The organism is Burkholderia sp. LK4 (assembly GCF_001043615.1).
GTDB classification, from domain to species: Bacteria; Pseudomonadota; Gammaproteobacteria; order Burkholderiales; family Burkholderiaceae; genus Burkholderia; species Burkholderia cepacia.
The window spans coordinates 34,562-58,396 of the sequence record NZ_LDUL01000092.1; the positions used below are offsets into that span (position 1 = coordinate 34,562).

Annotated in this window: 24 protein-coding genes; 20 read left to right on the forward strand and 4 right to left on the reverse strand. The window is 68.5% G+C overall.

Annotation, left to right across the window (positions count from 1 at the left end; all coding sequences use genetic code 11):
* Nucleotides 1-130 precede the first annotated feature (130 nt).
* The 3 genes from VK92_RS34775 to flgA form a co-directional block, all read right to left on the reverse strand.
* Nucleotides 131-571, reverse strand: a complete 441-nt coding sequence (locus VK92_RS34775; RefSeq protein WP_021163144.1) for a flagella synthesis protein FlgN — start codon at nucleotides 569-571, stop codon at nucleotides 131-133.
* A gap of 79 nt (nucleotides 572-650) precedes the next feature.
* Entirely contained in the window at nucleotides 651-980 is a 330-nt protein-coding gene (gene flgM, locus VK92_RS34780) for a flagellar biosynthesis anti-sigma factor FlgM (protein WP_048026624.1), read from the reverse strand.
* 118 nt (nucleotides 981-1,098) lie between these two features.
* Nucleotides 1,099-2,214, reverse strand: coding sequence for a flagellar basal body P-ring formation chaperone FlgA (gene flgA / locus VK92_RS34785; protein WP_048026625.1), 1,116 nt, complete (start codon nucleotides 2,212-2,214; stop codon nucleotides 1,099-1,101).
* Nucleotides 2,215-2,418: 204 nt separating this feature from the next.
* Between flgA and flgB the strand changes: the two genes are divergently transcribed.
* The 13 genes from flgB (at nucleotide 2,419) to VK92_RS34850 (ending at nucleotide 15,929) form a co-directional block, all read left to right on the forward strand.
* Nucleotides 2,419-2,907 carry a flagellar basal body rod protein FlgB gene (flgB, locus tag VK92_RS34790; RefSeq protein ID WP_021164155.1) on the forward strand — a complete coding sequence of 163 codons (489 nt, stop codon included), beginning with the start codon at nucleotides 2,419-2,421 and terminating at the stop codon, nucleotides 2,905-2,907.
* A 40-nt stretch (nucleotides 2,908-2,947) separates the two neighbouring features.
* Complete coding sequence (flgC, locus tag VK92_RS34795) at nucleotides 2,948-3,373, forward strand: flagellar basal body rod protein FlgC (RefSeq protein WP_021164156.1); 426 nt, start codon at nucleotides 2,948-2,950, stop codon at nucleotides 3,371-3,373.
* A gap of 64 nt (nucleotides 3,374-3,437) precedes the next feature.
* A complete protein-coding gene (gene flgD / locus VK92_RS34800) occupies nucleotides 3,438-4,190 on the forward strand; it encodes a flagellar hook assembly protein FlgD (RefSeq protein ID WP_021164157.1) in 753 nt (250 codons plus the stop codon).
* A gap of 33 nt (nucleotides 4,191-4,223) precedes the next feature.
* Nucleotides 4,224-5,465: a flagellar hook protein FlgE gene (gene flgE, locus VK92_RS34805; RefSeq protein WP_021164158.1), complete on the forward strand. Its 1,242-nt coding sequence runs from the start codon at nucleotides 4,224-4,226 to the stop codon at nucleotides 5,463-5,465.
* Nucleotides 5,466-5,484: 19 nt separating this feature from the next.
* Nucleotides 5,485-6,243, forward strand: coding sequence for a flagellar basal-body rod protein FlgF (flgF, locus tag VK92_RS34810; RefSeq protein WP_027788921.1), 759 nt, complete (start codon nucleotides 5,485-5,487; stop codon nucleotides 6,241-6,243).
* 34 nt (nucleotides 6,244-6,277) lie between these two features.
* Entirely contained in the window at nucleotides 6,278-7,066 is a 789-nt protein-coding gene (gene flgG / locus VK92_RS34815; protein WP_021164160.1) for a flagellar basal-body rod protein FlgG, read from the forward strand.
* Nucleotides 7,067-7,087: 21 nt separating this feature from the next.
* Nucleotides 7,088-7,780 (forward strand): flagellar basal body L-ring protein FlgH, encoded by a 693-nt coding sequence (flgH, locus tag VK92_RS34820; RefSeq protein ID WP_021164161.1) that lies wholly within the window; start codon nucleotides 7,088-7,090, stop codon nucleotides 7,778-7,780.
* Between the two features lie 5 nt (nucleotides 7,781-7,785).
* The gene (locus tag VK92_RS34825) at nucleotides 7,786-8,958 is read left to right on the forward strand and encodes a flagellar basal body P-ring protein FlgI (RefSeq protein ID WP_042978316.1); all 1,173 of its coding nucleotides are present in this window, start codon (nucleotides 7,786-7,788) and stop codon (nucleotides 8,956-8,958) included.
* Nucleotides 8,959-9,942 (forward strand): flagellar assembly peptidoglycan hydrolase FlgJ, encoded by a 984-nt coding sequence (gene flgJ, locus VK92_RS34830; protein WP_027788924.1) that lies wholly within the window; start codon nucleotides 8,959-8,961, stop codon nucleotides 9,940-9,942. It begins immediately after the preceding gene.
* 217 nt (nucleotides 9,943-10,159) lie between these two features.
* Nucleotides 10,160-10,915, forward strand: a complete 756-nt coding sequence (locus VK92_RS34835; protein ID WP_021164374.1) for a flagellar brake protein — start codon at nucleotides 10,160-10,162, stop codon at nucleotides 10,913-10,915.
* Nucleotides 10,916-11,150: 235 nt separating this feature from the next.
* The gene (gene flgK, locus VK92_RS34840; protein WP_048026626.1) at nucleotides 11,151-13,082 is read left to right on the forward strand and encodes a flagellar hook-associated protein FlgK; all 1,932 of its coding nucleotides are present in this window, start codon (nucleotides 11,151-11,153) and stop codon (nucleotides 13,080-13,082) included.
* Nucleotides 13,083-13,099: 17 nt separating this feature from the next.
* Nucleotides 13,100-14,335, forward strand: a complete 1,236-nt coding sequence (flgL, locus tag VK92_RS34845; RefSeq protein ID WP_048026627.1) for a flagellar hook-associated protein FlgL — start codon at nucleotides 13,100-13,102, stop codon at nucleotides 14,333-14,335.
* Nucleotides 14,336-14,621: 286 nt separating this feature from the next.
* Nucleotides 14,622-15,929 (forward strand): solute carrier family 23 protein, encoded by a 1,308-nt coding sequence (locus tag VK92_RS34850; RefSeq protein ID WP_021163479.1) that lies wholly within the window; start codon nucleotides 14,622-14,624, stop codon nucleotides 15,927-15,929.
* A gap of 39 nt (nucleotides 15,930-15,968) precedes the next feature.
* Here the strand turns inward: VK92_RS34850 and VK92_RS34855 are convergent, their stop codons facing one another.
* Complete coding sequence (locus tag VK92_RS34855; protein ID WP_021163478.1) at nucleotides 15,969-16,853, reverse strand: transcriptional regulator GcvA; 885 nt, start codon at nucleotides 16,851-16,853, stop codon at nucleotides 15,969-15,971.
* A gap of 95 nt (nucleotides 16,854-16,948) precedes the next feature.
* On the opposite strand from VK92_RS34855, the gene VK92_RS34860 reads away from it, so the two are divergent.
* The 7 genes from VK92_RS34860 (at nucleotide 16,949) to VK92_RS34890 (ending at nucleotide 23,831) form a co-directional block, all read left to right on the forward strand.
* On the forward strand, nucleotides 16,949-17,587 hold the full coding sequence (locus VK92_RS34860; RefSeq protein ID WP_048026628.1) for a chromate transporter: 639 nt from the start codon (nucleotides 16,949-16,951) through the stop codon (nucleotides 17,585-17,587).
* Nucleotides 17,584-18,111, forward strand: coding sequence for a chromate transporter (locus tag VK92_RS34865; protein WP_048026629.1), 528 nt, complete (start codon nucleotides 17,584-17,586; stop codon nucleotides 18,109-18,111). The genes VK92_RS34860 and VK92_RS34865 overlap by 4 nt, the downstream gene beginning before the upstream one ends.
* A 57-nt stretch (nucleotides 18,112-18,168) precedes the next feature.
* Nucleotides 18,169-18,870: a YoaK family protein gene (locus VK92_RS34870; protein WP_048026630.1), complete on the forward strand. Its 702-nt coding sequence runs from the start codon at nucleotides 18,169-18,171 to the stop codon at nucleotides 18,868-18,870.
* A gap of 316 nt (nucleotides 18,871-19,186) precedes the next feature.
* On the forward strand, nucleotides 19,187-20,308 hold the full coding sequence (locus tag VK92_RS34875; protein ID WP_048026631.1) for a porin: 1,122 nt from the start codon (nucleotides 19,187-19,189) through the stop codon (nucleotides 20,306-20,308).
* A gap of 375 nt (nucleotides 20,309-20,683) precedes the next feature.
* Nucleotides 20,684-20,908, forward strand: coding sequence for a hypothetical protein (locus VK92_RS34880; protein ID WP_043185162.1), 225 nt, complete (start codon nucleotides 20,684-20,686; stop codon nucleotides 20,906-20,908).
* A 244-nt stretch (nucleotides 20,909-21,152) separates the two neighbouring features.
* Nucleotides 21,153-22,511 carry a glutathione-disulfide reductase gene (gor, locus tag VK92_RS34885; protein ID WP_048026632.1) on the forward strand — a complete coding sequence of 453 codons (1,359 nt, stop codon included), beginning with the start codon at nucleotides 21,153-21,155 and terminating at the stop codon, nucleotides 22,509-22,511.
* 648 nt (nucleotides 22,512-23,159) lie between these two features.
* The gene (locus VK92_RS34890; protein ID WP_182670311.1) at nucleotides 23,160-23,831 is read left to right on the forward strand and encodes a CsgG/HfaB family protein; all 672 of its coding nucleotides are present in this window, start codon (nucleotides 23,160-23,162) and stop codon (nucleotides 23,829-23,831) included.
* The last annotated feature ends 4 nt before the right edge of the window (nucleotides 23,832-23,835 follow it).

Genomic DNA, 23,835 nt, shown 5'->3' on the forward strand with positions numbered 1-23,835 from the left:
CCGGTCTGTCGAAACTCGGGAAGCCGCGAATGGCGGCGAGGTGCTGCGAGGTACTGCGAGCTGCTATGAGGTGGTGCGGCAGGAAAGGCAGCGGCGCCGCTGCCGGTCGCTCGATTGGTCAGTCCGTGCTTCAGCGCATGAGCGCCGATACGCGCCCGTCGGGGCCATAGACGCCGGCCGGCGCGGGCGCCGAGCGCAGTACCGCGAGCGCGCGCTCGTTGTAGTCCATCCGGATCCGGATCAGCATCCCGTTGTTCGCATTGGCCTGGCGCGCGCGTTCGGCGGCCTGTTGCAGCAGCTGCCAGCGGCCGGCAAGGCGCGCATCGCGCTCGGCGGCCTGGTCCATCCCCTTCTTGCCGGCCGGAAAGCCGAGCGCGGAAAGCTGGGTGTCGCGCGTGCGTTCGAGCTGCGCGAGCCGGTCGATCAGCTCGCTCTTCTTCTCGACGATCCCGGGCAGCATCTCGAGCGGCTGGGCCATCGTCAGCGCCTTTTCCTCGTAGGCGAGCAGGGACGCGAACGCCTCGACCGTCGCGTGTTCGTCGTTGACCGTGGCCAGCAGCTCTTCTCTCATCGCGTCATGCTCGTCGCGCCGGCGCGGGTTGGGCGCGCCGGCAAACCGGTAGACCGGGGGACCGGCCGCGAGGCCGGCTTCAGTTGCCCGGGCGCTGCTGCTGCAGCAGCTCGCGGGCGGTATTCAATATGCCGTCGGCGATCTTGCTCGCATCGATCGTCAACGTGCCGTTGTTCAGCGCGTCCTTGATCGACTGGACGAGGCCCGTGTCGATATCGGCGTTGCCGGACGCGGATACCGAACGCAACTGGCCGGACAGACCCGACAGGTTCACGGTCGTGTCGCCGCCGGTCGACCCTGCGTCGGCCGCCTGCGCGGACGAAGACGAGGCCGCGCCGGATGGCGCACGGGTCGCGCCGTTGCCGGTCGGCGCCAGGGGGCTCGGGTTCGGAGTGGAATCGATCTTCACGATGGGTTTCCTGTTCGGTTTGACCCAGATAACGGCCGGGTCGGCCCGAACTTTAGCATCGCGAGCCCGAAATGCTCCGAATAAACAATTCTTTACATTCTTGCCGCAGGATCCGTCCCTACAGCGGAATCTCCACGGTGCCGGCGTCCTTGACGATCGCCGTGACGATCTGGCCCGCCGCCATCCGCACCCTGACCGACTGGCCGGGCGCGGCATTCGCCAGCGCGCTGCCCTCGGCCGAAATCGTGAAACCGGGCCCGGCCGCGACCACCCGCACCGTCTGGCCGGCCGACACCGACGCCGCGCTCTTCAGCAGGTCCTGCCGCAGCGGCAGCCCGGCCGAGATGCGCGCGAGCGCGGTCGAGCCGATCGCCTGCGCCGGATCGGTGATCACCGCGAGCGGCAGCACCGTCAGGTCGCCGTCGCGGGCGACCAGGTCGGCCGCGGAGAGCGGCTCGCCGGGCGCGATCTGGCGCGCGGCGACGTAATAGGTGGCCTGTACGGTGACTTTCGCCTGCAGGTAGACGGTCCACGGCCGCTCGCCCGCGCAGCGCACGCCGACCGTCGTGCGGCCCCACAGGCGCGCGCCGGTCGGCATGAACGGCTCGAGCGTCGTGCACGCGGCGAGCCCGCGCGGAAACGCGGTCGTGACCGTCGCGGTGGTCTTGCCGGGCAGGCCCGCGATCTGCTGCTGCAGGAACGCGAGGGCCGCGCGGCGGATCGACTCGGGATCCTGCTGGCCGGGCGGCGTCGCGGGCTGGGCGGCATTGGTGGGATTGGCCGCCGGGGCCGGGTTGGCGGAACCCGGCGTCGCGCGCGGCGCCGGCAACGCCGACGCGGCGCGGGCGGCTGCGTAGACGGGGTGGGGCGCCGGTGCCGGTGCCACAGCAGCCGGTGGCGGGACGGTCGTCACGACCATCGTGCCGGCCGGTTGCGGCGCGTAGCCGGTGCTGGCGGCACCCGTGCCGCTCGTCGAGCGACCCGCGTCCGGCGCGAGGCCCGCACCCGGCGCCATCGCCGCATTCCCGGCGAACTGCCCGCCGCTTGCCGCATTGGCGTGCGCGAGCGCGGTTTCGGCCGTCTCGCCGCGCCCGGGAATCACGATCATCCCGTCGTCCGCGTGCGCGGCCGGGGCGGCGATCCACAGTGCCGCGGAGAGCGCAAAGGCACGCGCAAACGCACGCCGGACGTGCAGGAGCCGCCCGTTCCTTCCGCGAAGTGCGCTGCCAGTCATTGCCCGATCCCCGATCCGTTGCTCCGCTTCGCATTCTAGGGAGCGGGGCCGTCGCGCAAACGATGAATAGAGGGGGCCTTTGCCGCGTTATTCGCCCGATTGCCGGTTGCGTCCGGCGCCTACCATCGCTGTCATGGAAAAAAGCCTCTCGGGTCGCCATCCGGCGCGAGGGGCGTGCAGCGCTTCATACGGAGAGACGCACACATGCTGGACAAACTCGATGCGGAATTCGCGTTCGGCCGACAGGCGCTCGACGTGCGCGCCTACCGGCAGGAACTGCTGTCGTCGAACATCGCGAACTCCGACACGCCCGGCTACCAGGCCCGCGACGTCGATTTCGCGTCGACGCTCGCGCGCTCGCTGAAGCAGGCCAATGGCGGCCTCGCGCCGAGCAACGCCGCGCAACTGCCGATGACGCAGCCGGCCGGCGTGACGAGCGGCATGTCGATGGTGTCGACGGCGGCGGGGCACATGGCCGGCACCGCGAAGCTGATCCCGACGGGCGGCCCGGCGGACGACTACGGCCGCGCGCAGTACCGGATGCCGCTGCAGCCGTCGCTCGACGGCAACACGGTCGATCTCGACGTCGAGCGCGTGCAGTTCGCGAACAACGCGCTGCACTACCAGACCGGGATGACCGTGATGACCCAGCAGATCAAGGCGATGATCGCCGCGATCACGACGAACCAGTGACGGCGCGCGCCGCCTCCGAATCCGAGCAAAAGGAGCTTCCATGCCTTCGTTGATGAACATCTTCGGCGTCGCCGGCTCGGCGCTGTCCGCGCAGTCGCAGCGCCTGAACGTCACCGCGTCGAACCTCGCGAACGCCGACAGCGCGACCGGCCCCGACGGCAAGCCGTACAAGGCCAAGCAGGTCGTGTTCGCGACCGACCCGATCGGCGGCGCGCGCACCGCGTCCGGCCAGGGCGTGGGCGGCGTGCGCGTGACGAAGGTGATGGACGACCCGTCGCCGATGAAGTCGACCTACGACCCGTCGAACCCGGCCGCCGACGCGAACGGCTACGTGCAGATGCCGAACGTCGACCCGGTGCAGGAGATGGTGAACATGATCTCGGCGTCGCGCTCGTACCAGGCCAACGTCGAGACGCTGAACACCGCGAAGACGCTGATGCTCAAGACGCTGACGATCGGCTCGTAAGCCGCGCGCCGACCGACCTTACAGACCCGACAGTTCCGAAAGTCCAGACAGAAGGCCACCCAGGATGACTTCCTCCAGCACGACGATCGGCAGCAACGGCACGAACGTGTCGAACCTGCCGACCGACACGATGAACACCAACAACGTGTCGTCGACCAACGGCACGTCGGCGAGCGACCTGCAGGCGACGTTCCTGAAGCTGCTCGTCACGCAGCTGCAGAACCAGGATCCTACGAGCCCGGTCGACAGCTCGCAGATGACGTCGCAGCTCGCGCAGATCAACACGGTGAGCGGCATCGCGCAGCTGAATACGTCGCTCACGTCGCTGTCGTCGCAGCTCACGGCCGGCCAGCAGACGCAGGCCGCGCTGCTGATCGGCACGAACGTGCTCGCGCCGGGCAACGCGGTCGCGGTGAAGGGCGGCGCGGCGTCGCCGTTCGGCGTGTCGCTGTCGAGCTCGGTGTCGAACCTGACGATCACCGTGAAGAACGCGGCGGGCACCGTGGTGAACACGATCAAGGCGGGCGCGCAGTCGGCCGGCACCGTGCCGTTCAACTGGACGCCGACCGACTCGGCGGGCAACGCGCTGCCGGACGGCAAGTACACGGTCAGCGCGTCGTACACCGACAGCAACGGCACGCCGCAGCCGGCCACGACGCTCGCGGCCGCGACGGTGCAGAGCGTGATCAAGCAGGCGGACGGCACGGCGGGGCTCGTGCTGTCGAACGGCACGACGGTGGGGCTGACCCAGGTCGCGTCGATCTTCCCGAACACCGCGTCGTCCTCGTCCTCGGCCGGCGGCACCACCACCAACTGATACTGATCGAGCATTCTCGAAACGGAGACCGAAATGGGTTATCAACAGGGTCTGAGCGGCCTCTCGGGTGCATCGAACGCGCTCGACGTGATCGGCAACAACATCGCCAACGCGAACACGGTCGGCTTCAAGTCGAGCACCGCGCAGTTCGCCGACATGTACGCGAACTCGGTCGCGACGTCGACCAACACGCAGATCGGCATCGGGACGCGGCTGAACTCGGTCGAGCAGAACTTCGGCCAGGGCGGGATCACCACGACGAACTCGTCGCTCGACGTCGCGATCAACGGCAACGGCTTCTTCCAGATGTCGAACAACGGCGTGACGACGTACTCGCGCGACGGCACGTTCCAGCGCGACAAGAACGGCTTCATCGTCGACTCGCAGGGCCGCAACCTGATGGGCTATGCAGCCAACGCGGGCGGCGTGATCAACACCGCGCAGACCGTGCCGCTGCAGGCGCCGACGACCAACCTCGCGCCGACCGCGACGACCAAGATCTCCGCGCAGTTCAACCTGAACTCGCAGGACACGGTGCCGACCAAGACGCCGTTCAACGCGACCGACAACACGACGTACAACTACTCGACGTCGATCCAGGTATACGACTCGCTCGGCGGCTCGCAAGCGGTCAACATGTATTTCGTGAAGTCGGCGGCCGGCACGTGGGAAGCATACGCGGGTGTGCAGGGCGGCGCGACGAACGACCTCGGGACGGTCACGTTCAACTCGTCGGGCGCGATCCAGAGCACGACGACGGGCACGCCGGCCACGCCGACCACGTCGCTCGGCCAGTTCCAGTTCACGGTGCCGAACACCGACGGCTCGGCGACGCCGCAGAACCTCACGCTCGACCTGACCGGCACGACGCAGTACGGCGGCAAGGACGGCGTGAACAACCTCGCGCAGGACGGCTTCGCGAGCGGCACGCTGACGACCTACACGATCGGCACCGACGGCAAGCTGACCGGCAACTACTCGAACGGCCAGACGTCCGTGCTCGGCCAGATCGCGCTCGCGAACTTCAACAACCCGAACGGGCTGGTGAACCTCGGCGGCAACCAGTACGCGGAGAGCTCCGCGTCGGGCGTGCCGCAGATCTCGGCGCCGGGCAGCACGAACCACGGCACGCTGCAGGGCAGCGCGCTCGAGAGCTCGAACGTCGACCTCACGTCGCAGCTCGTCAACCTGATCACCGCGCAGCGCAACTACCAGGCGAACGCGCAGACGATCAAGACGCAGCAGACCGTCGACCAGACGCTCATCAACCTGTAAGCGCGGATAACGGGCAGCCATGGACCGACTGATCTACACGGCGATGACGGGCGCGTCGCAGTCGCTCGACCAGCAGGCGATCGTCGCGAACAACCTCGCGAACGCGTCGACGACGGGCTTTCGCGCGCAGCTCGCGACGTATCGCGCGGTGCCGATGAATTTCGGCGACGGCAGCAACATCGACCCGACGACGACGCGCACCTACGTGCTCGCGTCGACGCCGGGCGCCGATTACGCGCCGGGTCCGATCACGCGCACCGGCAACCCGCTCGACGTCGCCGTGCAGGGCGCCGGCTGGCTGGCGGTGCAGGCGGCCGACGGCAGCGAGGCGTACACGCGCGCCGGCAACCTGCATGTCGACGAGAACGGCCAGCTCGTCACCGCGAGCAACCTGCCGGTGGTCGGCAACGGCGGCCCGATCTCGGTGCCGCCGAACGCGGAAGTGACGATCGGCAAGGACGGCACGGTGTCCGCGCTGATGCCGGGCGACCCGCCGACGGCGGTCGCGATCGTCGACCAGATGAAGCTCGTCAATCCCGATCCGGCCACGCTCACGCGCGGCAACGACGGGTTGTTCCGCACCGCCGACGGCAATCCGGCCGACGCCGACCCGAACGTGGTCGTTACGCCGAATTCGCTCGAGGGCAGCAACGTCAACCCGGTGACCGCGATGGTCGCGATGATCGACAACGCGCGCGCGTTCCAGCTTCAGTCGAAGCTGATCCAGACGGCCGACCAGAACGAGCAGTCGGCGAACCAGCTGCTCAACTTCAGCTGAGCGCCCGCGCCAGCCCACGCAGGAGAATTGACAAGTGAACCGTTCGCTCTACATCGCCGCCACCGGCATGAATGCGCAGCAGGCGCAGATGGACGTGATTTCGAACAACCTCGCGAACACCAGCACGAACGGCTTCAAGGCGTCGCGCGCGGTGTTCGAGGATCTGCTGTACCAGACCATCCGCCAGCCGGGCGCGAACTCGACGCAGCAGACCGAGCTGCCGTCGGGCCTGCAGCTCGGCACCGGCGTGCAGCAGGTCGCGACCGAGCGCCTGTACACGCAGGGCGGCCTCACGCAGACCGGCAACTCGAAGGACGTCGCGATCAACGGCGCGGGCTTCTTCCAGGTGCTGATGCCGGACGGCACGAACGCGTACACGCGCGACGGCTCGTTCCAGACCAACGCGCAGGGCCAGCTCGTCACGTCGAGCGGCTACCAGATCCTGCCGGCGATCACGATCCCGCAGAACGCGACGTCGCTGACGATCGGCAAGGACGGCGTCGTGTCGGTCACGCAGGCGGGCTCGACCAACTCGGTGCAGATCGGCTCGCTGCAGATCGCGACCTTCATCAACCCGGCCGGCCTCGAGGCGCGCGGCGAGAACCTGTTCTCCGAGACCACGTCGTCGGGCGCGCCGAACGTGTCGCAGCCGGGCCTGAACGGCGCGGGCGTGCTCAACCAGAACTACGTCGAAGCGTCGAACGTGAACGTCGTGCAGGAGCTCGTCAACATGATCCAGACGCAGCGTGCCTACGAGATCAACAGCAAGGCCGTGACGACGTCCGACCAGATGCTGCAGACCGTCACGCAGATGAAGAGCTAACAGGAAAGTCCCGTCGTCGCCATGAAGCAGGTTCGCCTCCTCCCGTCAGCCACCGTCCGCGCCGCATGCGCGGTCGCGGTGGCGGCGCTCGCCGCCGGTTGCGCGCAGATTCCGCGCGATCCGATCATCCAGCAGCCGATGACGGCGCAGCCGCCGGCGCCGATGTCGATGCAGGCGCCCGGCTCGATCTACAACCCCGGCTACGCGGGGCGGCCGCTCTTCGAGGATCAGCGGCCGCGCAACGTCGGCGACATCCTGACGATCATGATCGCGGAGAACATCAACGCGACCAAGTCGTCGGGCGCGAACACGAACCGGCAGGGCAACACCGACTTCAACGTGCCGACGGCCGGCTTCCTCGGCGGGCTGTTCGCGAAGGCGAACCTGTCGGCCGCCGGCAACAACAAGTTCGCGGCGACCGGTGGCGCGAGCGCGGCGAACACGTTCAACGGCACGATCACGGTGACCGTCACCAACGTGCTGCCGAACGGCAACCTGGTGGTCAGCGGCGAGAAGCAGATGCTGATCAACCAGGGCAACGAATTCGTGCGCTTCTCGGGCGTCGTGAACCCGAACACGATCTCGGGCGCGAACTCGGTCTACTCGACGCAGGTCGCCGACGCGAAGATCGAATACTCGTCGAAGGGCTACATCAACGAAGCCGAGACGATGGGCTGGCTGCAGCGCTTCTTCCTCAACATCGCGCCGTGGTGATGACGATGCAGAAGACCCTGTTCAACCGGCTGTCGGCCCGCGCGCATGCCGCCGCGCGGCTCGCCCTCGTGTTCGCGGCGTGCGTGCTCGGCGCGGCGCCCGCGCACGCGGAACGCCTGAAGGATCTCGCGCAGATCCAGGGCGTGCGCGACAACCCGCTGATCGGCTATGGCCTCGTCGTCGGTCTCGACGGCACGGGCGACCAGACGATGCAGACGCCGTTCACGACGCAGACGCTCGCGAACATGCTCGCGAACCTCGGCATCTCGATCAACAACGGTTCGGCCAACGGCGGCCCGTCGTCGCTGAGCAACATGCAGCTGAAGAACGTCGCGGCCGTGATGGTGACCGCCACGCTGCCGCCGTTCGCGCGGCCGGGCGAGGCGCTCGACGTCACCGTGTCGTCGCTCGGCAACGCGAAAAGCCTGCGCGGCGGCACGCTGCTGCTCACGCCGCTGAAGGGCGCGGACGGCCAGGTCTACGCGCTTGCGCAGGGCAACATGGCGGTCGGCGGCGCGGGCGCGAGCGCGAACGGCAGCCGCGTGCAGGTGAACCAGCTCGCGGCCGGCCGGATCGTCGGCGGCGCGATCGTCGAGCGTTCGGTGCCGAACGCGATCGCGCAGATGAACGGCGTGCTGCAGCTGCAACTGAACGACATGGACTACGGCACCGCGCAGCGGATCGTGTCCGCGGTCAATTCGAGCTTCGGCCCTGGCACCGCGACGGCGCTCGACGGCCGCACGATCCAGCTCGCCGCGCCGGCCGATTCGGCGCAGCAGGTCGCGTTCATGGCGCGCCTGCAGAACCTCGACGTGAGCCCGGACAAGGCCGCGGCGAAGGTGATCCTGAACGCGCGCACCGGCTCGATCGTGATGAACCAGATGGTCACGCTGCAGAGCTGCGCGGTCGCGCACGGCAACCTGTCGGTCGTGGTCAACACGCAGCCGGTGGTATCGCAGCCGGGGCCGTTCTCGAACGGGCAGACGGTGGTGGCGCAGCAGTCGCAGATCCAGCTCAAGCAGGACAACGGCGCGCTGAAGATGGTGACGGCCGGCGCGAATCTCGCCGACGTCGTGAAGGCGCTGAACACGCTCGGCGCGACGCCCGCGGACCTGATGTCGATCCTGCAGGCGATGAAGGCCGCCGGCGCGCTGCGCGCCGACCTGGAGATCATCTAAATGGCAGCCTCTCTTCCGAACGCGAACGACCTCACGCAGCGCTTCGCGCTCGACGTGCAGGGTTTCGACGCGCTGCGCGCGCAGGCGAAACAGTCGCCGCAGGCCGGCGCGAAGGCGGTCGCCGGCCAGTTCGACGCGATGTTCACGCAGATGATGCTCAAGAGCATGCGCGACGCGTCGCCGGACGGCGGGCTGTTCGATTCGCATACGTCCAAGCTGTACACGTCGATGCTCGACCAGCAGCTCGCGCAGCAGATGTCGACGCGCGGGATCGGCGTCGCCGACGCGCTGATGAAGCAGTTGCTGCGCAATGCGGGGCAGGGCGCGGGCAGCGACACGGCGGCCGACGTCGGCGCGGCCGGCCTGGGCGCGGGCGGCCTCGGCACGTCGGGTAACGAAGGCGGCCTCGCCGCGATGAACGCGATGGCGAAGGCCTACGCGAACGCGGCGAACAACGGCGGGCTCGCCGGCACGCGCGGCTACTCGGCCGGCAGCGCGCTGACGCCGCCGCTGAAGGGCGCGAGCGGCGTGCAGGACGCCGACGCGTTCGTCGACCGGCTCGCGGGCCCCGCGCAGGCGGCCAGCGCGTCGACCGGCATCCCGGCGCGCTTCATCGTCGGCCAGGCCGCGCTCGAGTCGGGCTGGGGCAAGCGCGAGATCCGCGCGAGCGACGGCTCGACCAGCTACAACGTGTTCGGCATCAAGGCGACCAAGGGCTGGACCGGCCGCACGGTGTCGGCGCTGACGACCGAATACGTGAACGGCACGCCGCGCCGCGTGGTCGCGAAGTTCCGCGCGTACGACTCGTACGAGCACGCGATGACCGATTACGCGACCCTGCTGAAGAACAATCCGCGCTACTCGGGCGTGCTTAGCGCGAGCCGCAGCGTCGAAGGCTTCGCGCACGGGATGCAGAAGGCCGGCTACGCGACGGACCCGAACTACGCGAAGAAGCTGATCTCGATCATGCAGCAGATCGGCTGACGGCCCGTCGGCCAGTGCCGTTGCCCCTTTCGGACCGCGCCCGGCAGCCCGCCGCGCGCGGTTTCAACGTTTGCGCGAAAAAAATCCCCGTTTCGATCTAAACTTTCGGTCAGCACTGCCGCTAAGTGTGAGAGACCTGCGACCGGGCCCCCGTTCTGGCCCGGTTTTATCGCGCACCGGTTGCCCGGGCGCCCATGACAAGAAAGACCGGCTAGCCATGAATATCGAAACGTCGACGGACCCCAGCCTGGATGCAGGCCACTCCGGGCCCGACTATGCCCGCCGCAATCCGCTGGAAATCGGCGTGCAGCTGCGCAACCTCGTCAATCGCGGCGATTTCCTGACCGTCCAGTACCCGGGCGGCCAGCTCGTCACGCGCCTGCTCGAGGTGGATGTCGGCGCGCGGACGTTCACGTTCGACTGGGGCGCGCTGTCCGAGCAGAACGCCGGCATCCTGGGCGCGTCGCACTGCACGTTCGCGGCCGCGCCGGAGGGCGTGCGCGTCGAATTCTCCACGGGCACGCCGCGCGAGACGCGCTACGAGGGGCTGCCCGCGTTCGTCGCCGATTTCCCCGACGTCCTGATGTGCATCCAGCGCCGCGAGTATTTCCGCGTCGATGCGCCGGTCGTCGATCCGTACGTGTGCCGCGGCAAGCTGCCGGACGGCGAGAGCTTCCTGTTCGAGGTGCACAACCTGTCGCTCGGCGGCGTGGGGCTGCGCACGGCCGACGAACGCGTCGAGGCGCTCGAGGTCGGCACGCTGCTGCCCGACGTCGAGCTCGAGCTGACCGGCCACGGCAAGCTGTCGCTCGACCTGCAGCTCGTGTCGCAGCGTTCGACGCAGATGCCGAACGGGTCGCGGCGCTACCAGCTCGGCTTTCGCTACATGTCGCTGCCGGGCAGCGCGGAGAACACGCTGCAGCGGCTGATCACGCAGCTCGAGATGAAGCGCCGCTCGCTCGCGCGGGCCTGACGCGCACGCGGCGGCCGGCCCCGCCCGGGGCCGCTCGAGGTTGCTCGAGGCTGCCCGAGGCCGCTCGAGGCCGCCCACGCACCGCCGCCGGCCCGGGCCGCCGGGCGTTTCGACCCGCCACGCGCGAGCACGCGTCGTGCGTGCATTTTTTCCTCAATTTTTTCGATCCGCGGCCGTTATACCGGGAGTCACGCAACCCGGCGGCCGCAGCGCGGCCGGCTCATCAGGATCGCGCATGTCCAACACACTCATGAACCTCGGCGTCAGCGGCCTGAATGCCGCACTCTGGGGCCTCACGACGACCGGCCAGAACATCAGCAACGCGGCGACGCCGGGTTATTCGGTCGAACGCCCCGTTTATGCCGAGGCAAGCGGCCAGTACACGAGCAGCGGTTACATGCCGCAGGGCGTGAACACCGTCACCGTGCAGCGGCAGTACAGCCAGTACCTGAGCGACCAGCTGAACGGTGCGCAGACGCAGAGCGGCGCGCTGTCGACGTGGTATTCGCTCGTCACGCAGCTGAACAACTACATCGGCAGCCCGACGTCCGGCATCTCGACCGCGATCACGAACTACTTCACCGGGATGCAGAACGTCGCGAACAGCGCGTCCGACGCGTCGGTGCGGCAGACCGCGATGAGCAATGCGCAGACGCTCGCGAACCAGATCACGGCGGCCGGCCAGCAGTACGACGCGCTGCGCCAGAGCGTGAACACGCAGATCTCGAGCACCGTGACGCAGATCAACGCGTACACCGCGCAGATCGCGCAACTGAACCAGCAGATCGCGTCCGCGAGCAGCCAGGGCCAGCCGCCGAACCAGCTGATGGACCAGCGCGACCTCGCGGTGTCGAACCTGTCGAACCTCGCGGGCGTGCAGGTCGTGCGCAACAGCGACGGCTACAGCGTGTTTCTCGCGGGCGGCACGCCGCTCGTCGTCGCGAACAAGAGCTACCAGCTCGCGGCCGTCACGTCGCCGTCCGATCCGAGCGAGCTGACCGTCGTGTCGCAGGGCATCGCCGGCGCGAACCCGCAGGGGCCGAACCAGGCGCTGTCCGACGCGTCGCTGTCGGGCGGCACGCTCGGCGGCCTGCTCGCGTTCCGCAGCCAGACGCTCGACCCGGCCGAAGCGCAGCTCGGCGCGATCGCGACCAGCTTCGCCGCGGAGGTCAACGCGCAGAACGCGCTCGGCATCGACCTGTCGGGCAACGTCGGCGGCAACCTGTTCACGACCGGCACGCCGATCACGTACGCGAACCAGGGCAATACCGGCAACGCGGCGCTGTCCGTGTCGTTCGCGAACGCGTCGCAGCCGACCACGAGCGACTACACGCTGTCGTACGACGGCACGAACTACACGCTGACCGACCGCGCGAGCGGCGCGGTGGTCGGCCAGTCGGCCAGCATGCCGGCGTCGATCGGCGGGCTGAACTTCTCGTTCTCGTCCGGCGCGATGAACGCCGGCGACAAGTTCACCGTGCAGCCGACGCGCGGCGCGCTGAACGGCTTCGGCCTCGCGACGTCGAACGGCTCCGCGATCGCGGCGGCGTCGCCGTACGTGCCGTCGGCCACCAAGACGAACACGGGCACCGGCACGATCGGCGGGCTGTCGGTCACCAGCGCGACGGCCGCGGCCAACCCGCACAACTACACGATCACGATGGGCGGCACGACCGCCAGCCCGACCTACACGGTCACCGACAACACGGCCGTGCCGCCGACGACCAGCGCGGCGCAGCCGTACCAGTCCGGCACACCGATCACGCTGACGGCCGGCGTCACGGTCACGGTGTCGGGCGCACCCACGGCCGGCGACACGTTCACGGTCGCGCCGAACACGGGCGGCACGAACGACGGCAGCAACGCGCTTGCGCTGTCGAAGCTCGTCAGCGCGAAATCGTTCGGCAACGGCTCGACCACGCTGACGGGCGCGTACGCGAGCTACGTGAACGGCATCGGCAACACGACGAGCCAGCTGAAGTCGTCGAGCGCCGCGCAGACTTCGCTGATCGGCCAGATCACGCAGGCGCAGCAGTCGGTGTCGGGCGTGAACCAGAACGAAGAGGCGGCCAACCTGATGCAGTACCAGCAGCTCTACCAGGCGAACGCGAAGGTGATCCAGACCGCGTCGACGCTGTTCCAGACCGTGCTCGGCCTGTTCAACTGATTTCGGAGATCGATCAGATGCGGATTTCCACCACGCAGTTCTACCAGATGAACGTCGCGCAGATGAACGATCAGCAGGCGCAGCTCTCGCAGCTGTACCAGCAGATCTCGAGCGGCGTGAGCCTCTCGACGCCTGCCGACAACCCGCTCGGCGCCGCGCAGGCGGTGCAGCTGTCGATGACGTCGGCGACGCTGTCGCAGTATGCGTCGAACCAGAACGCCGCGCTGTCGTCGCTGCAGAAGGAAGACCAGACGCTCATCAGCGTCAACAACCTGCTGAACAACATCCATACGGTCGTGATCCAGGCCGGCGACGGCTCGCTGTCCGACAGCGACCGCGCGGCGCTGTCGACGCAGCTGCAGGGCTATCGCGACCAGTTGCTGACGCTCGCGAACTCGACCGACGGCTCGGGCAACTACCTGTTTTCGGGCTTCCAGTCGACCACGGCGCCGTTCTCGAACGCGCCGGGCGGCGGCGTGACCTACAGCGGCGACACGGGCACGCGGCAGGTGCAGATCGCCGATACGCGCGCGATCTCGCAGGGCGACAACGGCGCGAACGTGTTCCTGTCGGTGCCGATGCTCGGCAGCCAGCCGGTGCCGCTCGCCGGCGCGGGCAACACGGGCACGGGCACGATCGGCGCGGTGTCGATCACGAGCCCGTCGGCCGCGACCAACACGCACCAGTTCACGATCACGTTCGGCGGGACGGCCGCCGCGCCGACCTATACGGTCACCGACAACACCGTGGTGCCGCCGACCACGAACCCAGCGCAGCCGTATTCGGCCGGCGCCGGGATCGCGCTCGGCAACGGCCTGTCGGTGCCGGTGTCGGGAACGCCGGCTCCTGGCGACACGTTCACCGTCACGCCCGCGCCGAAGGCCGGCACCGACGTGTTCGCGGCGCTCGACTCGATGATCGCCGCGCTGAAGGTGCCGATCAGCAGCAACACGTCCGCCGCAGCCTCGCTCGCGAACGCGATGACCACCGGCACGACGAAGCTGAACAACATGATGACGAACGTTCTCACCGTGCAGGCGTCGGTCGGCGGCCGCGAGCAGGAAATCAAGGCGATGCAGACCGTGAACCAGACCAACACGCTGCAGGTCACCAGCAACCTGTCCGACCTGACGAGCACCAACATGGTGTCGACGATCAGCCAGTTCCTGCAGATGCAGAACGCGCTGACGGGCTCGCAGAAGGCTTACGCGCAGCTGCAGAACCTGTCGCTGTTCCAGTACATCAACCCCTGATGCACGCCGCGCCGGCCGCGATGTGAGCGCACGCTTGCGTCGCGGCCGTTGTCGACCGCCGCCCGCCTGCCCGCTTGCCCCCGATGCGCGGCCGGCCGGCCGCCGGGCCGCGCGATCGCGCCCCGTTTCGCCTGCACCCGGCCCCGCCCCGCGCCTGCCGGCGCCGCCCGCCGTCCCGCGTGTCGGTCTGCTTGCCAGCCCCATTTCCGCTCCGTAAACTCGCGCCAGATTCCAGACCGGCGCATCCTCCGCAGCCGGCGACCGACCGACAGGAGCCCTTTTCCCCATGTCCGATTCCTACTTCCCGCGCTGGCGGGTGCAATCGACCGGCGCGGCATCGCGCGTGGTCGGCCCCGACGAGCGCCTGCCGTGGCCGCAGATGGTCGCGATGGGCGTGCAGCACGTCGTCGCGATGTTCGGCTCGACCGTGCTCGCGCCGCTGCTGATGGGCTTCGACCCGAACCTGTGCATCTTCATGTCGGGCATCGGCACACTGCTGTTCTTCGTGCTGGTCGGCGGCCGCGTGCCGAGCTACCTCGGCTCGAGCTTCGCGTTCATCGGCCTCGTGATCGCGGTGACCGGTTACGGCGGCAGCGGCCCGAACCCGAACATCCCGGTCGCGCTCGGCGGGATCATCGCGTGCGGTGTCGTGTACGTCGCGATCGGCGCGCTGGTGCAGGCGATCGGCACGCGCTGGATCGAGACGCTGATGCCGCCGGTCGTGACCGGCGCGGTGGTCGCGGTGATCGGGCTCAACCTTGCGCCGATCGCGGTCAAGGGCGTGTCCGGGTCGACCTTCGAATCGGTGATGGCGCTCGTCACGGTGCTGTGCGTCGGCGGCGTCGCGGTGTTCTCGCGCGGCATGGTGCAGCGCCTGCTGATCCTCGTCGGGCTGGTGATCGCTTACGTGATCTACGCGGTCGTGACCAACGGGATGGGGCTCGGCAAGCCGATCGATTTCTCGATCGTCGGGCACGCGGCCTGGTTCGGCGTGCCGAGCTTCCGCGCGCCGGTGTTCGATCCGCACGCGATGCTGATGCTCGCGCCGATCGCGGTGATCCTGGTCGCGGAGAACCTCGGCCACATCAAGGCCGTCAGCGCGATGACGGGCACCAGCCTCGATCGCTACGTGGGCCGCGCGTTCATCGGCGACGGGCTCGCGACGATCGTGTCGGGCAGCGTCGGCGGCACGGGCGTGACGACCTACGCGGAGAACATCGGCGTGATGGCCGTCACGCGGATCTACTCGACGCTCGTGTTCGCGGTCGCCGCGCTGATCGCGATCGTGCTCGGTTTCTCGCCGAAGTTCGGCGCGGTGATCCAGACGATTCCGGGCCCCGTGCTCGGCGGCGTGTCGATCGTCGTGTTCGGGCTGATCGCGGTGACGGGCGCGCGGATCTGGGTCGTCAACAAGGTCGACTTCTCCGACAACCGCAACCTGATCGTCGCGGCCGTCACGCTCGTGCTCGGCGCCGGCGACTTCTCGCTGAAGATCGGCGGCTTCGGGCTCGGCGGGATCGGCACCGCGACGTTCGGCGCGATCATCCTGTACGCGATCCTGCGCAAGGAAAAGGAACCGGGCCCGGTGGTCTGACCGGGAGCGGGCGGCGCCATGCCGCCCGCCGGCGCGGCCTCACGCGCCGGTATTCGACTGCGCCTGCAGCCACGCGCAGAACTGCGCGACGAGCGGGTCGTCGGCCGGCGCGCGCGGCGCGATCCACCAGTAGCTGCGCGTCGCGATGCGCGGCCCCGCCAGCGGCATCACGAGCCGGCCGCTCGCGAGCTCGTCGTCGATCAGCGGCAACGGGCCGAGCGCGACGCCGAGCCCGTCGACGGCCGCCTGCAGCGCCAGGTAGAAGTGGTCGAACGACTGCCGCTTGCGCCCCTTCATCGTCACGCCGGCCGCCGCGAACCAGTCGCGCCAGCCTTCCGGCCGCGTATCCGAATGCAGCAGCACGTGGCGCGCGAGATCGTCCGCGCGCGCGATCGGCGCGCGTTTGAGCAACGCGGGGCTGCAGACCGGAATCACGCTTTCGTCGAGGAAGTGGCCGCTCGTGCAGTTCGACCAGTGGCCGGGGCCGCGGCGGATCGCGACGTCGAAACCGTCGAGCGCGTCGAGCGGCGCGTTCGACGTCGACAGCTTCAGCTCGACGTTCGGCACGTCGCGCTGGAACCGCGACAGGCGCGGCAATAGCCATTTCATCGCGAAGGTCGGCAGCGCGTTGATGCGCAGCACGCGCGCCGCGCCGGTGTTGCGCAGCTGCTCGGTCGCGTGCGCGATGCTGTCGAACGCCGCGCGCACGGTGTCCAGGTAGCGGCGGCCTTCGTCGGTGAGCTTCACGCGCTTGCCGTAGCGGTGGAACACCGGCTTGCCGAGCCATGCCTCGAACCCGGCGATCTGGCGACTGATGGCACCGTGAGTCACATGCAGCTCGTCGCCGGCGGCGCTGAAGCTTTCATGTCGTGCCGCGGCTTCAAAGGCCCGAAGCGCGGAAAAGGGCGGGAGATCGCGTGCCATGCTTGTGATTCTAGATCACAAGGGCGCGTCGATAAAATCGTTTTGCAGGCCTGCCGAACGGCGGTAACCTCGGTTCACCGTTTGATGAGGACCCCATGCAATCCGCCTTTCCGCCCGCCGCTCCGCCGCCGGCCGCGTCACCCCGCCGCATCGGCCTCGCCGAGTTGTTCACCGGCTTCCTGTCGCTTGGCCTCATGTCGTTCGGCGGCGCGCTGCCGTTCGCGCGGCGCACCATCGTCGACGAGCGCAAGTGGCTTTCCGCCGACGAATTCACCGACCTGCTCGGGCTGTGCCAGTTCCTGCCGGGCGGCAACGTGATCAACCTGTCGGTGGCCGTCGGCATGCGCTTTCGCGGCGTGGCCGGCGCGTTCGCCGCCATTCTCGGGCTGATCGCGGGCCCGACGCTCGTCGTCGTCGCGCTCGGCGTGCTGTATGCGAAGACGCAGAACGATCCGCGCGTGCAGCACCTGTTCGCGGGGCTCGCCGCCGCGGCGGCCGGGCTGCTCGTCGCGATGGCCGTGAAGGTCGCGAGGCCGCTGCGGCATGCGCGCGCGGCGGCCGGCATCGCGGCGCTCGCGTTCGTCGCGATCGCGGTGCTGCGCATCCCGCTGCTGACCGCGATGCTCGTGCTGACGCCCGTCAGCATCTGGCTCGCGTCGCGCCGCCGCGACGCGAACACGCCGCAGCCGGCGCCGGCCGCGGCGCGCGACACGCAGCCGGGAGGCCGGCCATGAACGACACGCTGATCGCCATCGCGACGATCTTCAGCCAGTTGTCGCTGCTCGCATTCGGCGGCGGCAACACGATCCTGCCGGAGATGCAGCGGCAGGTCGTCGACGTCCATCACTGGATGAGCGCGCACGAGTTCACCGCGCTGTTCGCGCTGGCCCAGGCGGCGCCCGGGCCGAACATGATGATCGTGTCGCTGGTCGGCTGGCACGTGGACGGCTGGAGCGGGCTGCTGGTCGCGTCGCTCGCGAAGTTCGGGCCGTCGTCGATCGTCACCGTGCTCGCGCTGCATGCGTGGGAGCGCTTTCGCGACCGGCCGTGGCGCCGCTACGTGCAGCAGGGGATGATGCCCGTCACGGCCGGGCTTGTCGCGGCGAGCGCGGTGCTGATCTCCGAGGCGTCGAACCGCACGGCGATCCAGTGGGGCATCACCGCCGCGTGCGCGGTGCTCGCGTGGCGCACGCGCATCCATCCGCTGTGGCTGCTCGCGGGCGGCGCGCTGATCGGGCTCACGGGTATCGGGCAATGACCGGCGCACGGTAACGTCCCGTGCGCCATACTGGCGCGAATCTTCACGGGAGGCTCGATGGATCTCGACGGCGCCAGCCGCAATCTCACTGTCGCCGCGTTGCTGACGCTGTCCGGCGGCTATCTCGATGCGTACACGTACGTGGGCCACGGCCACGTGTTCGCGAACACGATGACGGGCAACGTCGCGCTGCTCGGCATCAACGTGTCGGCCGGCGAATGGGCGGCCGCGCTGCACCACGTGCCGCCGCTCGGCGGCTTCGTGGTCGCGGTGTTCGTCGCGCACCTGCTCGGCCTCGCCGCGCAGCGCGGGTGGATGCGGCATACCGCATTCGCGAGCCTGCTCGTCGAGATCGCCTTTCTCGGCGTCGCCGCGAGCGGGCTCGTCGGCGCGTCGAGCGCATGGCTGATTCCGGGCATTTCGTTCGTCGCGACGCTGCAGACGCTGTCGTTCACCCATCTCGAGGAACTGTCGTACACGTCGGTGATGACGACCGGCAACCTGCGCCGCGCCGCGCAGAAGCTGTTCGTCGGGCTGATCCCGCGCTACGACGCGGGCGCGCTGCACGACTCGGCGCTGCTCGCGACGATCAGCTTCTGCTTCCTGGCCGGCGCGGTGATCGGCGGCCTCGTCACGCGGCTCGTACCGGCGCTCGCGCTGTGGGGTGCCGTGCTGCTGCTCGCCGGTGCGTTCGCGGAGATCCTCCGGCGTGCCTGGCGCCGGCGCGAGACGCCCGGCGAGCCGCCTGTGGCGGCGTGACGGAGCCTCCCGCCGGCACTTCCGGCCGTCTGCCCGTTCCCCCGCGCCTGCGGGGCGATGCTTACAGACCCGACATCCCGTAAGCCACATGGCCGGAGGATGCCGTGCGGCATCCGACGCCCGCCCGGCGCGCCTCGCGCGCGCAGCGTTGTGCGCGGGCGACAGTTCCGCCGTTACCGCGCATTTCAATTTCTTTCAGCGATTGCAGTCGTCATATGATTCAGCCCACATCGCGCGCGCCAAGAACGCGAGCGATCGCCACCCGGCTGCGCACGCGGCCGGCCATGAACGGAGACACCTACAACCAGGAAAGCTCATGAAGCAGACCACCCGACTCGCAGCCATCGCAGGGGGCGCCGCGCTCGCATTTGCCAGCCAGTACGCGGCCGCACAAAGCTCGGTCACGCTCTGGGGCGTCGCCGACGCCAGCATTCGCTACCTCACCAACGCCAACGCCAAGAACGACGGCCTGCTGTCGATGACCAACGGCGCGATCACGAACAGCCGCTTCGGCATCTACGGCACGGAAGATCTCGGCGGCGGCCTGAAGGCCGTGTTCAACCTCGAAAGCGGCGTGAACCTGCAGAACGGCGCATTCGCCGACAGCGGCCGCCTGTTCAACCGCGCGGCGTACGTCGGCCTGCAGAGCCCGTACGGCACCGTGACCCTCGGCCGCCAGAAGACGCCGCTGTTCGACCTGCTGTCGGACACCTACGATCCGCTGACGGTCGGCAACTACCTCGAAAACGCGTGGCTGCCGGTCGCACTCGGCGGCGGCCTGTATGCGGACAACCAGATCAAGTACACGGGCAAGTTCGAAGGCCTGACCGCGAAGGCGATGTACTCGACCGGCACCAACTACGAATCGACCGGCGCAGGCGGCTTCTCGGGCCAGATCCCGGGTTCGCTCGGCAAGGGCAATGCGTGGGGCGTGTCGCTGTCGTACGTGATGGGCCCGCTCAGCATCGCAGCCGGTGCGCAGCAGAACAGCGACAACTCGGCGCGCAAGCAGACGATCTACCACGCGAACGTCGTGTATGCGTTCAGCAAGGCGAAGATCTACGCGGGCTACCTGCGCTCGAAGGACGACACGGGTTTCGTCGACAGCCTGCTGGCCCAGCAGTCGATTCCGGTCGCGAAGGGCACCGGCCGGATCGACGACGGTCCGTTCGCGGGCGTGAGCTGGCAGGTCAGCGCGCCGCTGACGCTGACGGGCGCGTTCTACTACGACCACATGCGCAATGCGATGACCACGAACGGCACGCTCGCGAGCGGCAACCGCTACGCGGTCGTCGGCATCGCCGAGTACGCGCTCAGCAAGCGCACGGAAGTCTACGGCACCGTCGACTTCAACAAGACGAACGGCGCGGCGAACGTCGAGCTGCCCGGCCGCAGCAACCAGACCGGCCTCGCGATCGGCCTGCGCAATATCTTCTGACGAACGTCGGAACGCATGCGCCGGCAGTCGTCCGGCATGCATCGAAGGGGCGCCGCGAGGCGCCTCTTTTTTTTCGTCATGCGACCTTCATACGCGCGCACGACTATTCGGCGAATGCTCCATCACGAGACCCCCGCGCCGTAAGGGAACCGTCGGCAATCCAGAACATACTTTTACAGTGCGCGCGAAGCCTTTCCGCTACGCTGCGTGCATCGCCCGTTGCGTGCCGCCAGGCTCGCGCGTGCGTCGTTCCGGTCACGCTCGGCGAGCGCGGCCGGCCTGGTGCGTAACTTGTGTATCCGGTGATGACAATCTCGGTTCGCCGGTTTTTTTCGTGGGACGATGCGCTCACGATTTTCTTGAAAGGGGATGACGATGGGTATCCTGAACACCGTGGGTGAAATCGCTGGCGCAGTGGCAGCCGTCGAAGGCGCGGAAAAGCTGGATCCGGATGCGGGCCTGCTGACCAAGGCGGCAGCCGCCGTCGCCGGCTTCAAGGGCGCGGAAGCGATCGAAGGCATGCTCGAGAAGAAGGAAGAGCAGCCGCAGCAGGCAGACGACACGCAGGCGACGGACGGCAGCGACACGTCGCAGGCATGAGCATGGCGGCTGGTCCGGCCGTGGGCGCGCCCTTCGCGCGCCCGGCCGGGCCGGTGCCGCGCAGCCGGCAGGTCGGGCATGCGGTCGATCGGTGACGCATGGCACACCCGGCAGCCGGTTTGACCGGCGAGAGGCAACGTCTCTCGCCGTTTTTTATTGGGCGTGCGCGTGGCGGCACCGTGTGCCGCAAGAATTCCGGAATCTTGCTATCGTGCCTGCATCCGAACTGCGATGAGGCAATGCGATGGATTTCGACTACGACCTGTTCGTCATCGGGGCCGGCTCGGGCGGCGTGCGGCTTGCGCGCATGTCCGCGTCGTACGGTGCCCGCGTCGGCATAGCGGAAGAAGAGCAGATCGGCGGCACCTGCGTGCTGCGCGGCTGCATCCCGAAGAAGCTGCTCGTCTACGCATCGCACTACCCGCACGAAGTCGAGGACGCGCAGGGCTTCGGCTGGACCTTCGGCGCCGGCACGCTCGACTGGCCCGCGCTGATCGCCGCGAAGGATCGCGAGATCAACCGGCTCAGCGACATCTACATCAACCTGCTGCGGCAATCGGGCGTCGAGATGCACGCCGGGCGCGCGACGCTCGTCGATGCGCACACGGTCGCGATCGGCGAACGCACGATCCGCGCGCGCCACATCGCGATCGCGACCGGCTCGCGCCCGTCGATGCCGGCGCGGCCCGGCATCGAACATGCGATCACGTCGCGCGAGGCGTTGTCGCTCGCCGCGCGGCCCGCACGCATCGCGGTGGTCGGCGGCGGTTATATCGCGGTCGAGTTCGCGGGCATCTTCAACGGCTTCGGCAGCCACGTCGACCTGTTCTATCGCGGCGAAAAGATCCTGCGCGGTTTCGACGACGACGTGCGCCAGTTCCTCACCGACGAGATGACGAAGCAGGGCGTCACGATCCACGCGCGTGCGGTGGTCGAGTCGATCGAACGCGCGGACGACGGCACGCTGAGCGTGCGCGTCGGCGATGCGCGGCACGGGCCGTACGATCAAGTGCTGTATGCGACCGGCCGCGTGCCGAACGTCGACGGGCTCGGGCTCGAACAGGCGGGCGTGCTGCTCGACGCACGTGGCGCGATTGCCGTCGATGCGTATTCGGCGACGTCGGTGCCGTCGATCCATGCGATCGGCGACGTCACGTCGCGGCCGCAGCTCACGCCGGTGGCGACGCGCGACGGCGCGTTGCTTGCCCGCACGCTGTTCGGCGGGTCGCGTGTCGCGACCGATCACGAATGGGTGCCGTCGGCGGTGTTCAGCCAGCCCGAGGTCGCGACGGTCGGTCTCACCGAGGCGACCGCGCGCGATCTTTACGACGGTGACGTCGACATCTACCGCACGTCGTTCAAGGCACTGCGCCACACGCTGTCGGGCCGCGACGAGCGCACGCTGATGAAGCTCGTCGTCGCGCGCGACAGCCAGCGCGTGGTCGGCGCGCACATGGTCGGCCGCGATGCGGGCGAGATCATCCAGGGGATTGCGATCGCGATTCGCGCGGGCGCGACGAAGGCGCAGTTCGACGACACGATCGGCATTCACCCGACCGCGGCCGAGGAGTTCGTGACGATGCGGCAGAAGGTGGCCGACTAGCGGGCGCGGATGCGCGCGCGTTCGTACGCGCGCGCGGCAGGGTTGCCGGAAGGCATCGTGACAGGCGAACCGGCCGGGTGCGGTAAAGGCAGCCGGATTTCGGCGATTATTCTCGGGATAGGGGTCATGCGGATGGGCGGCACGGACAATATATCTTGATATCGCCGGATTCGAGATCGATCGTCGGAGACAACAAAGGAAAATCGGCACGCTGCACCCATATGCCTGCAAAGCCCCTGTCGGCGAGGAATTGCGCCGATTCGACCGCGCGCGTCGGATAAGTAAGAAAATCGTCAACTATTATCAAGACTCCTCATCTCGATAAACAGGCTTGATATGATCGCGAAAAATCATATACGGGGCCGATCATGCGCGATCAACAGCGCAGTAACCAGAATAACGGTGTAGCCGGCGCACGCGAGCCTGTCGCGTACCGCGCCGCGCATCCGCATGTCGTCGCAACGCACGGGTTGCGCGCTCCTTTCACTCATCTACTGCCACCGCCGGTGCGGCGATGAACGCGCGTGCGTCCATCGCGCCGACGCACGCATCCCCCTTCGCACCGCAACCGTTTCGACCGCCGGGTCGTTCGCGAGCCGGCGTGCCCGTTCCGGGCCATCTTTCCACACAAGGAGACCAACAGTGAACATTCAGACACGACGCACCGTCCTCGTGGCGGCGGCGCTCGTTGCGGCGCTGTCCGGCTGCGCGACCGAATCGTCGCGCACGCTCGACGTGCCGGCCGTGAGCAGCGCGCAGAAGCCCTATGCGGGCAAGCCCGTCGCGATCGCGGTCGGCAAGTTCGACAACCGCTCGAGCTACATGCGCGGCATCTTCTCGGACGGCATCGACCGCCTCGGCGGGCAGGCGAAGACGATCCTCGTCACGCGCCTGCAGCAGAGCCGCCGCTTCAACGTGCTCGATCGCGAGAATCTCGACGAGATCAAGCAGGAAGCCGGCTTCATGAAGAAGGCGCAGGCCGTGAAGGGCGCGAACTACGTGGTGACCGGCGACGTGACCGAGTTCGGCCGCAAGGACGTCGGCGATCACCAGCTGTTCGGCATCCTCGGCCGCGGCAAGACGCAGGTCGCATACGCGAAGGTCAACCTGAACATCGTCGACACGACGACGTCGGAAGTCGTCGCATCGAGCCAGGGCGCGGGCGAGTTCAGCCTGTCGAACCGCGAGGTGATCGGCTTCGGCGGCACCGCCGGTTATGACTCGACGCTCAACGGCAAGGTGCTGGATCTCGCGATCCAGGAGGCCGTGAACCATCTCGTCGACCAGGTCGACGCCGGCACGCTGAAGGTGCCGCAGTAAGCGC

What these genes read in the sequence shown, in the direction of transcription:
- VK92_RS34825 (WP_042978316.1), top strand. Translation starts at nt 7,786, where the DNA reads ATGCAGAAGACCCTGTTCAACCGGCTGTCGGCCCGCGCGCATGCCGCC.
- flgH (WP_021164161.1), top strand. Translation starts at nt 7,088, where the DNA reads ATGAAGCAGGTTCGCCTCCTCCCGTCAGCCACCGTCCGCGCCGCATGC.
- VK92_RS34865 (WP_048026629.1), top strand. Translation starts at nt 17,584, where the DNA reads ATGAACGACACGCTGATCGCCATCGCGACGATCTTCAGCCAGTTGTCG.
- flgF (WP_027788921.1), top strand. Translation starts at nt 5,485, where the DNA reads ATGGACCGACTGATCTACACGGCGATGACGGGCGCGTCGCAGTCGCTC.
- flgB (WP_021164155.1), top strand. Translation starts at nt 2,419, where the DNA reads ATGCTGGACAAACTCGATGCGGAATTCGCGTTCGGCCGACAGGCGCTC.
- flgJ (WP_027788924.1), top strand. Translation starts at nt 8,959, where the DNA reads ATGGCAGCCTCTCTTCCGAACGCGAACGACCTCACGCAGCGCTTCGCG.
- gor (WP_048026632.1), top strand. Translation starts at nt 21,153, where the DNA reads ATGGATTTCGACTACGACCTGTTCGTCATCGGGGCCGGCTCGGGCGGC.
- flgK (WP_048026626.1), top strand. Translation starts at nt 11,151, where the DNA reads ATGTCCAACACACTCATGAACCTCGGCGTCAGCGGCCTGAATGCCGCA.
- flgA (WP_048026625.1), bottom strand. Translation starts at nt 2,214, where the DNA reads ATGACTGGCAGCGCACTTCGCGGAAGGAACGGGCGGCTCCTGCACGTC.
- VK92_RS34855 (WP_021163478.1), bottom strand. Translation starts at nt 16,853, where the DNA reads ATGGCACGCGATCTCCCGCCCTTTTCCGCGCTTCGGGCCTTTGAAGCC.
- flgC (WP_021164156.1), top strand. Translation starts at nt 2,948, where the DNA reads ATGCCTTCGTTGATGAACATCTTCGGCGTCGCCGGCTCGGCGCTGTCC.
- VK92_RS34775 (WP_021163144.1), bottom strand. Translation starts at nt 571, where the DNA reads ATGAGAGAAGAGCTGCTGGCCACGGTCAACGACGAACACGCGACGGTC.
- flgL (WP_048026627.1), top strand. Translation starts at nt 13,100, where the DNA reads ATGCGGATTTCCACCACGCAGTTCTACCAGATGAACGTCGCGCAGATG.
- flgD (WP_021164157.1), top strand. Translation starts at nt 3,438, where the DNA reads ATGACTTCCTCCAGCACGACGATCGGCAGCAACGGCACGAACGTGTCG.
- VK92_RS34880 (WP_043185162.1), top strand. Translation starts at nt 20,684, where the DNA reads ATGGGTATCCTGAACACCGTGGGTGAAATCGCTGGCGCAGTGGCAGCC.
- VK92_RS34850 (WP_021163479.1), top strand. Translation starts at nt 14,622, where the DNA reads ATGTCCGATTCCTACTTCCCGCGCTGGCGGGTGCAATCGACCGGCGCG.
- VK92_RS34860 (WP_048026628.1), top strand. Translation starts at nt 16,949, where the DNA reads ATGCAATCCGCCTTTCCGCCCGCCGCTCCGCCGCCGGCCGCGTCACCC.
- VK92_RS34870 (WP_048026630.1), top strand. Translation starts at nt 18,169, where the DNA reads ATGGATCTCGACGGCGCCAGCCGCAATCTCACTGTCGCCGCGTTGCTG.
- flgE (WP_021164158.1), top strand. Translation starts at nt 4,224, where the DNA reads ATGGGTTATCAACAGGGTCTGAGCGGCCTCTCGGGTGCATCGAACGCG.
- VK92_RS34835 (WP_021164374.1), top strand. Translation starts at nt 10,160, where the DNA reads ATGAATATCGAAACGTCGACGGACCCCAGCCTGGATGCAGGCCACTCC.
- VK92_RS34875 (WP_048026631.1), top strand. Translation starts at nt 19,187, where the DNA reads ATGAAGCAGACCACCCGACTCGCAGCCATCGCAGGGGGCGCCGCGCTC.